The sequence below is a fragment of the Streptomyces sp. NPDC048565 genome (assembly GCF_040650935.1).
In the GTDB taxonomy this organism is placed as follows: Bacteria; Actinomycetota; Actinomycetes; order Streptomycetales; family Streptomycetaceae; genus Streptomyces.
In genome coordinates this window covers 316,870-327,873 of sequence record NZ_JBEZIH010000005.1, presented here as the reverse complement: position 1 = coordinate 327,873, position 11,004 = coordinate 316,870, and the positions used below count along the sequence as shown (strand labels likewise).

Genomic DNA, 11,004 nt, shown 5'->3' with positions numbered 1-11,004 from the left:
TTCCCGAACGACGCCGTCTCCGACGTGAACCGGTCACCCGTCAACTGCATACCATCACCCGAGTCACCCGCGAAACGGATGATCACCCGGTCCAGGCGACGGATTTCCTTCTCGGCGGTACCCGCACGATCAATGCGCGGGGCTCGCTGCTCCCCGACGACAGCCTCGTTGGCCTCATCGGACTTTCCGGCTGGGCTACTGACCTGGCTGGTCACTGAACTGGACCTCCCTCGGGGCGGCGGCTCGGGACCGGCCGGCCCGCCGGCGGTCCAGGCCCCACCCTACTTCTGTAAGGGTCGCCTTCCTCGGACCGGTCATATGGCGGACGCGTTTTCGATACTTGAATGCATCACGCTTTGCCATATTTTTCCGGATCCATCGGTCACCGGACGATCCGCCCTCGCTGCCGGCGGATCATCCGGATCATCGTGAGTAGATCATCGCTTCGTCATGAGTTCAGATAAGTGAGAACGGCGAGAACGCGTCGGTGATCCCCATCACTGGGGGACAGGCCGAGTTTGAGAAAGATGTTGCTGACGTGCTTCTCCACCGCTCCGTCGCTGACCACGAGCTGCCGGGCGACGGCTGAATTCGTACGCCCCTCAGCCATCAGGCCGAGGACCTCCCGCTCGCGCGGCGTGAGCCCTGCCAGGACGTCCTGCTTGCGGCTGCGGCCCAGGAGCTGAGCCACCACTTCGGGGTCCAGGGCGGTACCGCCCTGCGCCACCCGCACGACGGCGTCCACGAACTCCCTGACCTCGGCGACCCGGTCCTTGAGCAGATACCCGACCCCGCGGCTGCTGCCGGCCAGCAGTTCGGTGGCGTACTGCTCCTCGACGTACTGGGAGAGCACCAGCACCCCGACGCCCGGGTGGTCCTTGCGCAGCCGCACCGCTGCCCGGACACCCTCGTCGGTATGGGTCGGCGGCATCCGTACGTCCGCGACCACCACGTCCGGCAGGGCGTCCTGGCCCGCGAGGTCGTCCACCGTCTTGATCAGCGCCTCGGCATCCCCGACCCCCGCGACGACATCGTGCCCGAGATCGGTCAGCAGCCGGGTGAGCCCTTCCCGGAGCAGCACCGAATCCTCGGCGATGACGACCCGCACTCTTTCCTCCACGACGTTGTGTCCCCCACTGTCCGTGTTCCCTGTGTACGCCGCTGTTCGCACAGCCGCCTGTGTGTCCAGCATCCCAGCATCGGGGCCCCGATGGGCCGTACACCAGCGGTTCGGCCGGGACCCGACGCGCCAGGGTGCCCCGGCCGCCGTGACGGCGGCCGGGGCACTCGTGGCGGGTGTCCTTCGTCCGGGACAGCCCGCGCCCGGTCAGGTCAGCCCGGCGTTCGGTCAGCCGCGCCAGGGCAGCTCGGCCGTGACGGTCGTCGGGCCGCCGGTGGGGGAGTCGACGACGAGGATGCCGTCCACAGCGCCCAGCCGCTCGGCCAGCCCGGCCAGCCCGCTGCCCGTCGCCGTACCGGCTCCGCCGCGGCCGTCGTCCCCGACCTGGAGCATCAGCCGGTCGGCCACCCGCCACACGTCGACGGTGGCCCGGGTGGCCCGGGCATGCTTGCTGACGTTCTGGAGGAGTTCGGAGACCGTGAAGTAGGCGATGCCCTCGATGGCCTGCGCCGGCCGCGACTCCAGGTCCACGGTCACGTTGACGGGGACGGTGCAGCGGGATGCGATGGCGGAGAGTGCGGCGTCGAGGCCTCGGTCGGTGAGGACGGCGGGGTGGATGCCGCGTGCGAGGTCGCGGAGTTCCTGGAGGGCGACCTTGACCTCGCCGTGTGCCTCGTCGACCATGCGGGCCGCGGCCTCGGGGTCGTCGGTGAGCTTCTCCTTCGCCAGGCCGAGGTCCATGGCGAGGGCGACGAGGCGGGCCTGGGCTCCGTCGTGCAGGTCGCGTTCGATACGGCGCAGGTCAGCGGCGGCCGTGTCCACGACCACGCCCCGGTCCGACTCCAGCTCCGAGACCCTGGTGGCCAGCCGGGAAGGGCTGAGCAGGCCCAGGACCATCGCCCGGTCCACGAACACCAGGGTGCGGATGACCCATGGAGTGATCAGGACGAGCGCCAGGCCGATGGCGCAGGTGACGGCCAGCTCGAAGGGCGAGTCGAGGTAGACCTGGTGCGTGTTGTCGCCGTAGAGCTGGATGCCGTCGACACCCACGTACGCCGGGAAGACCCAGCGCCACAGCGGATAGGTGAACGCCGCCCAGCCGTACGACCAGAACATCACGGCGACGGTGAACGCGAACACCGCCCACGGCAGGTGCAGCACCGAGTAGAGGAGATGCCGCCAGGACACCCCGCTCTTCAGCGCCGCGCCGACCCAGGACATCAGGCCGCCCTTCCCGCGCACCGGCGCGGGCTCCGCGACGTCCAGCTTCAGCAGCCCGCGCGCCCTGCCACGCTCCATGACACCGAAGCCCCGGCACATGCCGAGGGTGGCGGCGAGCACCGGAATGCCGAGGAAGGTGATCAGCAGTCCGAGACCCAGGGACGTCATGGTGACCGCGAAGCTGAAGAGCACCACGCTGATCGGCAGGCTCAGGAACACATAGGCCAGCTCGCGCCACGTACGTGCCTCGAAGGGGGCGCGCAGTGCCGCGGGGAAGACGTGTTTCGCCGGCGGGTGGTCCCCCGACCCGGTACCGGGCCTGTGCTGGTCCCGCGTGTCCGGTCCGTATGCCGTGGCCATCAGTGGCGTCCGTCCGTTTCTTCTGAGCGGGAACTCCCCGCGGGCCGATACAACGGCTGATATCTCAAGACTGCTGTGCCGGGGGTCTCCGCGCCATGAGGTGGGTCTCCGTATCCGGCAGGGGGTTTTCCCCACCCCGCACGTGGTGATGTCATGCCGCACCGGCCCGTTCGGCACCTGCCCCGGTTCCGGCGGGCAGGCGGTCACGCCAGGGCAGCTCCGCGGTGACCGTGGTGGGGCCGCCCTCGGGGGAGTCCAGGACGAACAGCCCGTCGACCGCGCCCAGCCGCTCAGCCAGCCCCGACATGCCCGTACCGCCGTCGAGCCGCGCACCGCCCACCCCGTTGTCGCTGACCTGGAGCATGAGCCGGTCGCCCGACCGCCATACGCCGACCGACGCCGACCTGGCGCGGCTGTGCTTGCTGACGTTCTGGAGGAGTTCGGAGACCGTGAAGTAGGCGATGCCCTCGATGGCCTCGGCCGGCCGGCCGGACAGCTGCACAGTCACCTCGACGGGGACGGTGCAGCGGGATGCGATGGCGGAGAGTGCGGCGTCGAGGCCTCGGTCGGTGAGGACGGCGGGGTGGATGCCGCGTGCGAGGTCGCGGAGTTCCTGGAGGGCGACCTTGACCTCGCCGTGTGCCTCGTCGACCATGCGGGCCGCGGCTTCGGGGTCGTCGGTGAGCTTCTCCTTCGCCAGCCCCAGACCCATGGCGAGGGCGACGAGGCGGGCCTGGGCTCCGTCGTGGAGGTCGCGTTCGATACGGCGCAGGTCAGCCGCGGCCGTGTCCACGACCACGCCCCGGTCCGACTCCAGCTCGGCGATCCTGTGCTCCAACTCGTCGGAGGGCGGGAGCAGCCCCCGCACCATCGCCCGGTCCACGTTCACCATCCCGCGCGCGAGATAGGGCAGCACGGGCCAGAGGACGAACAGGCTCACCAGGGTCACGGCGAACGTCGCCACACCCCACGGCAGCCGGATGAACGCGTACAGCAACGCCCGCCAGCCCACCGGGTCCTTCAGCCACGACCACAGCCAGGTGAAGAAGCCCCGGCCCCGACGGCCGCGCGGCATGGGGCTCGGCTCCTCGATCCGCACCCCCAACAGCTTCCGCGCCCGCCCGCGCTCGGCCCGGCCGAGGCCGCGGGCACCTTGCAGCCCGAGTGCGAGCAGCGGCAGCCCGATCACGGTGACGGAGAGTGCGGCGCCCACGGAGACCACGACCACCGTGTACGCGAACCCGACGATCGCCATCGGGAGATTGGCGAGGAGAAACGCGATCTCCTTCCACGTCCACCGGTCGAAGGCGAAGCGCGCGGGCGGCGGCCGGTCGGGGTCCGGCAGGGAGGGGCTCATGGTCATACGACCAGCGTGCCGGGCCGGGCCCGCCCACGCCATGGGGTTCGTGGGTGAGGCCGGGTAGGGATAACCCCACCCCGCGTCCGCCCTGCGTCGCGCCTCTCCTGTCACCTCCTGCCCCGCCTGTTGTGCGACGGGGCTGCTTACGGTCTCTTTAACAGGGCCTAGACTCCCGTGCGTACAGACCGTCGAACAGGTTGAGGGAGCGAGGGGGCGGACGTGGCGGACGTACCGGATCCGAACGTTCTCGCGTCGGACTACTTCCAGAGCTACTCAGTGGTCGGACTGCTCGCCCTGGTCGGCGTGCTCTTCGTCGCCGTCGCCTTCGGGGCCGGCAAGCTGCTGAGGCCCGTGGTCCCGACGCCGGAGAAACTCCTCACGTACGAGTGCGGTGTCGACCCCGTGGGCGAGGGCTGGGCCCACACCCAGGTTCGCTATTACGTGTACGCCTTCCTGTACGTGATCTTCGCCGTCGACTCGATCTTCCTGTTCCCGTGGGCGACGGTGTTCGCGGCCCCCGGATACGGGGCGACGACGCTGGTGGAGATGTTCATCTTCCTCGGTTTCCTGGCCGTGGGACTGCTCTACGCATGGAAGAAGGGCGTCCTCGAATGGGCGTGACGAGCCGGCCGAACCCCGAACCCCCCGTGTCACTGCCCGACCCGACGACGCTGCCCGAGCCGAAGAAGCTCGGCGTGCTGTCCCGGCTCGCGCCCGAACCGATGAAGGTGGTCCTCAACTGGGGCCGCCGCTACAGCCTCTGGGTCTTCAACTTCGGACTCGCCTGCTGCGCCATCGAGTTCATCGCCGCCTCCATGGCACGGCACGACTTCATCCGGCTCGGCGTCATCCCCTTCGCGCCCGGCCCACGGCAGGCCGACCTGATGGTCGTGTCCGGCACGGTGACGGACAAGATGGCCCCGGCGGTGAAGCGGCTCTACGAGCAGATGCCCGAGCCGAAGTACGTCATCTCCTTCGGCGCCTGTTCCAACTGCGGCGGGCCGTACTGGGATTCGTACTCCGTGACGAAGGGCGTCGACCAGATCATTCCCGTCGATGTCTATGTGCCCGGCTGCCCGCCCCGGCCCGAGGCGCTCCTCCAGGGCATCCTCAAGCTCCAGGAGAAGATCGCCCGGGAGTCGCTCGCCGAGCGCTACAGCACGCAGGACACGGCCCGGCCCTCGGCCGCCGCGCTCCGCAGCGGTCTCGTCGAGGCCCCGAAGGACGCGAAGGCCCCGAAGGCCCCGAAGGACGCGAAGGACGCGAAGGCATCGGGGGAGGAGGCGAAGTGACCTCACCGGACTCCGTCTCCGCCTCCTCCTCCGTCTCCGCCTCCTCGGCCTCGGAGGCCTACGCCCGGCTGCCCGAGGCCGTCACCGACGTCTTCGGCGACGAGGCCACCGCCGCGTACGCCTACGACCTGTTGACGGTCGACGTCCCCGCCGGCTCCTGGACCGCCGCGCTCCGGACGGCACGCGACGAGCTGGCCTGTACCTACTTCGACTGGCTGAGCGCCGTCGACGAACCGGGCACGGGCTTCCGCGTCTGCGCCCATGTCGCGGCCGTCGGCGGCGGCACGGTCCGACGCCTGCTGGTGCGTACGACCGTCCCGCACGACGCGGCCACCCTGCCCACCGCCGTCGCTGTCTACGCGGGCGCCGAGTGGCACGAGCGCGAGACGCACGAGATGTTCGGGATCGGCTTCGACGACCACCCCCATCTGGTGCCGCTGCTGCTGCCGGAGAGCTTCGAGGGTCATCCGCTGCGCAAGGACTTCGTCCTGGCAGCCCGGGTCGCCAAGGCCTGGCCGGGGGCGAAGGAGCCGGGCGAGTCCGAGCACGGCGGGCCGAAGCGGCGCACCATGCTGCCGCCCGGGGTGCCCGACCCCAACGAATGGGGGCCGCTCAAGGGGCAGCTCCCGCCCGCACCGGCGCGCCCGGCCCGGGGAGCGCGCGCGGCGGGCGACCGCCCGGCACGCCGGTCCCGCAGCGCGAGCGAGGCAACCCCGTCGGCCGAGGGCACCGCGGCGGCGGAGGAACCGTCACGCCCACGTCGCGCCCGCAGCGCCTCCCAGGGCTCGGCGAGCCAGCAGCCGCCGACGACCCCGCCGGACGCACCGTGGCACGACGCCCGTCCGGCATTCGAAGAACCGCCCGGTGAGCCCGGCCGATCCGGCGGACCTGGCCAATCCGGTGAACCCGGCGCATCCGGTGAATCCAGCAAGCCCGGTGAACCCGACACCCCCGCCGGAGGCGATACCGCGTGAACGACGTACTCGACGTCGCCCTCCGCCTCGTCATCGTCTTCGCCGTGTTCATGGTGCTCCCGCTCGTCGTGGGGCAGGCCGAGCACAAGGTGATGGCCCATATGCAGGGCCGCCTGGGCCCCATGTACGCGGGTGGCTTCCACGGCTGGGCCCAGCTCGTCGCGGACGGGGTGAAGTTCGCGCAGAAGGAAGACGTCGTGCCCGCCGAGGCGGACCGCCGCATCTTCCAGCTGGCACCCGCCGTAGCCCTGCTCCCGTACCTCCTCGTCATCGTGGTCATCCCGATCGGCCCCGGCGAAGGCGCGGTCGGCCAGGTCATCGACGCGGGCATCTTCTTCGTGCTGGCCGTCATGGGCGTCGGCGTGCTCGGCTCGCTGATGGCGGGCTGGGCATCGGCCAACAAGTTCTCCCTCCTCGGCGGCCTCCGTACCGCCGCGCAACTCCTGGCCTACGAACTGCCGATGCTGCTCGCCGCGGCCTCCGTGGCCATGGCGGCCGGCACCGTCTCGCTCCCCGGTATCCTCGACGCCTTCGAGTGGTGGTGGCTGCCCTGGCAGATCGTCGGTGCGCTGGTCTTCTTCGTGGCGGGACTCGCCGAACTCCAGCGCCCGCCCTTCGACATGCCGGTCGCCGACTCGGAGATCATCTTCGGGGCGTACACGGAGTACACCGGCCTCAGGTTCGCGCTGTTCCTGCTCGCTGAGTATGCCGGGATCGTCGTCCTGTGCGGTCTGACCACCGTCCTCTTCCTCGGCGGATGGCACGGACCGCTCGGCGGTGACGGGCTCGGCTGGGTCTGGACCCTGCTCAAGACCGGCGTCCTCGCGTTCGTCGTCATCTGGCTCCGGGTCACCTATCCCCGGCTGCGCGAGGACCAGTTGCAGAAGCTCGCCTGGACCACGCTCATCCCCCTCGCTCTCGCGCAGATCGCGCTCACCGGCATCGTGAAGGTGGCGATCAACTAGTGCCCCCGATCCCCGGCTCAGGCCTGGCCAAGGGTCTCGCCGTCACCCTGCGGACCATGACGAAGCGCACGGTCACCGCGCAGTATCCGGACGTCCAGCCCGAACTGCCGCCCCGCACCAGGGGCGTCATCGGACTGTTCGAGGAGAACTGCACGGTCTGCATGCTCTGCGCCCGTGAATGCCCCGACTGGTGCATCTACATCGACTCCCACAAGGAGACGGTGCCTCCGGCCGCCCCCGGTGGCCGCGAGCGCAGCCGCAACGTCCTGGACCGCTTCGCGATCGACTTCGCCCTGTGCATGTACTGCGGTATCTGCATCGAGGTCTGTCCTTTCGACGCGCTGTTCTGGTCACCCGAGTTCGAGTACGCGGAGACGGACATCCACGAGCTCACCCACGAGCGCGACAAGCTCCGTGAGTGGATGTGGACTGTTCCCGAGCCGCCCGCGCTCGACCCTGGAGCCGAGGAGCCCAAGGAGATCGCCGCCGCCCGCAAGACGGCCGACAAACTCCAGGCCAAGGAGGCCGCAGAGGCCGCAGAGGCTGCGGCAGCCGCGGAAGCCGCGTCTGAGGACCGGCCGGACCGGCCGGACCGGCCGGAACAGGAGGGCCAGGAGTGACCCTCGCTGCTGCTGCCGGCCATCCCGGCTTCCTCTCACCGACCGGCGTCGAGATCGCCTTCCTCCTGGTCGGCCTCGTCACCCTCGGCGCGGCCCTCATCACCGTCACGACCAAGCAACTCGTGCACGCGGCCCTCTGGCTGGTCGTGGCGCTCGGCGGCATCGCGGTGGAGTACCTGCTCCTCACGGCCGAGTTCATCGCCTGGGTGCAGGTCCTGATCTACGTCGGTTCCATCGTGGTCCTCCTCCTCTTCGGGCTGATGCTGACCAGAGCCCCCATCGGCCGTTCCCCGGACGCCGATTCAGGCAACCGGTGGATCGCGCTCGCCGCTTCCGTCGCCTCCGCTGCCGCCCTCGTCTGGGTCGTCGTGGACGCCTTCCGTACGACCTGGATCGACCTGGACGGCCCCGCCCAGGGCTCCACCAAGGCCTCCGGAGAGTTCCTCTTCCGGAACTGGGTGCTCCCCTTCGAGGCGCTCTCCGTCCTGTTGCTCGCCGCGCTCGTGGGCGCGATCGTCCTGTCCCGCAAGGACCGCCAGGCCGACTCGGTGGGCCCGGTGGGCCTGGCGGACCGGGCCGGGCAGGGGCAGGAACAGCCGGCAGCCGCGAACGGGGAGGACAAGAGCTGATGCACCTCGCCTATCCGGCCGTCCTCGCCGTCCTCCTCTTCTGCATCGGGTTGTACGGGGTACTCGCCCGGCGCAACGCGATCCTCGTCCTGATGTCCGTCGAGCTCATGCTCAACGCCGTCAACCTCAACCTGGTCGCCTTCGACGTCTGGCTCCGCGACGCGCTCCACGCGGGCCAGGCGCTCACCCTCTTCACGATCGCCATCGCCGCGGCCGAGATCGGTATCGGCCTCGCGATCGTCCTGGCCGTGTACCGCAACCGCGGCAGCTCGGACGTCGACCGCCTCCGCGACACCGCTGAGACCGACGACGCCGAAAACCTCCCCGACGACGGTGCCGACAGTGTCGACGGTGCCGTCGGCGCAGGCGGCGCCCGGGACACCCCCGCAGACCAGGCCACTGCTCCGGCAGGGAAGGCAAAGAAGGCAGAGGCCACCCCGTGACCATCACGACCCTCGCCGTCCTCGTCCCCCTCCTCCCCTTCCTTGGCGCCGTCGCGGGACTGCTCCTGGGCAGGAGGGCGCCCGGCTTCGTCCGCCCCCTCGCCGTCCTGCCGACCCTCACGGCCGCCGTCATCGCCGCCGTCGTCGCCGCACGCCAGGGCGGTGGCCGGGCCATCGACGCCGCGACCCAACTGACCCCCACCGGCTCGGTCCCCATCGATCTCGCCCTGCACCTGGACGGCTTCGCCGTGCTCGTCGCCGTGCTCGTCGGGCTCGTCGCGACCTGCGTGCAGATCTACTCGACGGCCTATCTCAAGGACGACGCCCGCTACCCCTCGTACGCGGCACTCGTCTCGCTCTTCACCTCCGCGATGCTGCTCGTCGTCTACTCCGGCGACCTCATGGTGCTCCTGGTCGGCTGGGAGATCATGGGCATCTGCTCGTACTTCCTCGTCGGCCACTACTGGGAGACCCCCGAGGCCCGCGCGGCGTCCCTCAAGGCCTTCCTCGTCACCAAGCTCGGCGATGTGCCCTTCCTCATCGGCCTGTTCGCGCTCGCCGCCGACACAGGCACCTTCCGCATCACCGGGATCCTGGCCGCCGTCACCAACGGCGGACTCGACCACCCCACCCTCATCGCACTGCTGCTCCTCGCCGGGGTCGCGGGCAAGTCCGCGCAGTTCCCCCTGCACACCTGGCTGCCCGACGCGATGGCCGGCCCCACCCCCGTATCCGCGCTCATCCACGCCGCGACGATGGTCGCCGCCGGCATCTACTTCGTGGCCCGGCTCCTCCCCGTCTTCGCCGCCTCCGGCGCCGCCCTCGTCGTCCTCGCCGTCATGGCGGCCGTCACGATGGTCGGCTCCGGGCTCGCCGCGCTCGCACAGGACGACATCAAGCGTGTCCTCGCGTACTCGACGATCGGCCAGCTCGGCTACATGTCCGGCGCCCTGGCCGTCGGCGACCGAGGGGCCGCCGTCTTCCACCTCCTGTCGCACGGTGCGTTCAAGGCCGTCCTCTTCCTCGCGGCGGGTGTCGTCATCCACGCGGCGGGAACCAACTCGCTCGCCGCCATGTCCCGTATGGGCGGACTGACCAAGCGCATCCCCGACGCCTACTGGACGATGACCGTCGCCCTCCTGGCGCTCGCCGCCATCCCTCCGTTCGCCGGCTTCTTCTCCAAGGAAGCCGTCCTCGTCGCCGCCGAGCACACCGCCTTCGGGGACCGCGACATCGCCCCGGCCGCGGCCGGCTGGACGGTCCTCGTCGCCGGACTCGCCGCCGCGGTCCTCACCGCCGCCTACGCCACCCGACTGTGGCTCCTCGCCTTCCGCGGACGCGGCCCCGAGACCCCCGACCACGGCAGGCAGCCCGCCGCGATGACCTCCGTCCTCTGGGTCCTCGCCGTCCCCACCATCGCTTTCGGTCTCACCACCGGCGTCCTCACCGACTGGTTCGACGGACAGAGCCTCACCCCCTCCCTGACGACCGCCGTCCTGTCCACCGGGGTCGGGCTCGTCGGCGGACTCGTCACCTACGGGGCATGGCGCCACACCACGGTGCTCGCCGACCGCCCCCCGGTCGGAGCGGTCGCCGCCCACCCCCAGGCCGAGCCAGCGCTGGTCGAGGCGGAGGCCATCACCTCGCACACCGCCGCGTACGGCACGGTCGCGGACGCCCCGGACCCCTCGGACCCCGGCAGGCTCCTGCTCGGCCCGCTGCACCGCCACGCGGTCACCGGCTTCCACCTGGACGCGCTGTACACGGCGCTGTTCGTCCGCCCCGTGGGGGCCGCCGCACGGCTCGTCCGCTTCCTGGACCGTGAGGTCGTCGACACCTATGTACGCGGCGCGGGCAGCGTCGCCCGTGGACTCGGCACGCTGATCCGCCGCGCCCAGACCGGCAACGTGCAGACCTACCTCGGCGCGCTGCTCGCCGGAACCCTTGTCCTGGCGATCGCCGCCGTCGTCTTTGCCAACGTCTACGCCGGGGCGTGAACCGTGTTCGATATCAACGCGTC

11 protein-coding genes and 1 pseudogene are annotated in these 11,004 nt (G+C 70.6%); 8 read left to right on the top strand and 4 right to left on the bottom strand.

The genetic code is table 11. The annotated features are described in order from the left end of the window. The 4 genes and pseudogenes from AB0C75_RS09385 to AB0C75_RS09370 form a co-directional block, all read right to left on the bottom strand. Positions 1 to 215: pseudogene (locus tag AB0C75_RS09385) on the bottom strand (2-oxoglutarate ferredoxin oxidoreductase subunit alpha); the annotation flags it as partial. A 233-nt stretch (positions 216 to 448) separates the two neighbouring features. Continuing rightward, entirely contained in the window at positions 449 to 1,108 is a 660-nt protein-coding gene (locus AB0C75_RS09380) for a response regulator transcription factor (RefSeq protein WP_362888678.1), read from the bottom strand. A gap of 240 nt (positions 1,109 to 1,348) precedes the next feature. After that, positions 1,349 to 2,701, bottom strand: coding sequence for a sensor domain-containing protein (locus tag AB0C75_RS09375; protein WP_362888651.1), 1,353 nt, complete (start codon positions 2,699 to 2,701; stop codon positions 1,349 to 1,351). A 151-nt stretch (positions 2,702 to 2,852) separates the two neighbouring features. After that, positions 2,853 to 4,064, bottom strand: coding sequence for a sensor domain-containing protein (locus AB0C75_RS09370; RefSeq protein ID WP_362888649.1), 1,212 nt, complete (start codon positions 4,062 to 4,064; stop codon positions 2,853 to 2,855). 216 nt (positions 4,065 to 4,280) lie between these two features. Here AB0C75_RS09370 and AB0C75_RS09365 point away from each other — a divergent pair, with 216 nt between their 5' ends. Genes AB0C75_RS09365 through AB0C75_RS09330 form a run of 8 tightly spaced genes read left to right on the top strand, consistent with a single transcriptional unit; the run spans position 4,281 to position 10,981 of the window. Continuing rightward, on the top strand, positions 4,281 to 4,682 hold the full coding sequence (locus tag AB0C75_RS09365; RefSeq protein WP_362888647.1) for an NADH-quinone oxidoreductase subunit A: 402 nt from the start codon (positions 4,281 to 4,283) through the stop codon (positions 4,680 to 4,682). Beyond that, positions 4,673 to 5,353 carry an NADH-quinone oxidoreductase subunit B family protein gene (locus AB0C75_RS09360; RefSeq protein ID WP_362888645.1) on the top strand — a complete coding sequence of 227 codons (681 nt, stop codon included), beginning with the start codon at positions 4,673 to 4,675 and terminating at the stop codon, positions 5,351 to 5,353. Before AB0C75_RS09365 ends, AB0C75_RS09360 begins: the two co-directional genes overlap by 10 nt. After that, positions 5,350 to 6,327 (top strand): NADH-quinone oxidoreductase subunit C, encoded by a 978-nt coding sequence (locus AB0C75_RS09355; RefSeq protein WP_362888643.1) that lies wholly within the window; start codon positions 5,350 to 5,352, stop codon positions 6,325 to 6,327. The genes AB0C75_RS09360 and AB0C75_RS09355 overlap by 4 nt, the downstream gene beginning before the upstream one ends. Continuing rightward, entirely contained in the window at positions 6,324 to 7,292 is a 969-nt protein-coding gene (locus tag AB0C75_RS09350; RefSeq protein ID WP_362888641.1) for a complex I subunit 1 family protein, read from the top strand. Before AB0C75_RS09355 ends, AB0C75_RS09350 begins: the two co-directional genes overlap by 4 nt. Continuing rightward, positions 7,292 to 7,912: an NADH-quinone oxidoreductase subunit I gene (locus tag AB0C75_RS09345; protein ID WP_362888639.1), complete on the top strand. Its 621-nt coding sequence runs from the start codon at positions 7,292 to 7,294 to the stop codon at positions 7,910 to 7,912. Before AB0C75_RS09350 ends, AB0C75_RS09345 begins: the two co-directional genes overlap by 1 nt. Beyond that, a complete protein-coding gene (locus AB0C75_RS09340; protein WP_362888637.1) occupies positions 7,909 to 8,541 on the top strand; it encodes an NADH-quinone oxidoreductase subunit J in 633 nt (210 codons plus the stop codon). Before AB0C75_RS09345 ends, AB0C75_RS09340 begins: the two co-directional genes overlap by 4 nt. After that, complete coding sequence (gene nuoK / locus AB0C75_RS09335) at positions 8,541 to 8,984, top strand: NADH-quinone oxidoreductase subunit NuoK (RefSeq protein ID WP_362888635.1); 444 nt, start codon at positions 8,541 to 8,543, stop codon at positions 8,982 to 8,984. Before AB0C75_RS09340 ends, nuoK begins: the two co-directional genes overlap by 1 nt. Then, complete coding sequence (locus AB0C75_RS09330; RefSeq protein WP_362888633.1) at positions 8,981 to 10,981, top strand: NADH-quinone oxidoreductase subunit L; 2,001 nt, start codon at positions 8,981 to 8,983, stop codon at positions 10,979 to 10,981. Before nuoK ends, AB0C75_RS09330 begins: the two co-directional genes overlap by 4 nt. The last annotated feature ends 23 nt before the right edge of the window (positions 10,982 to 11,004 follow it).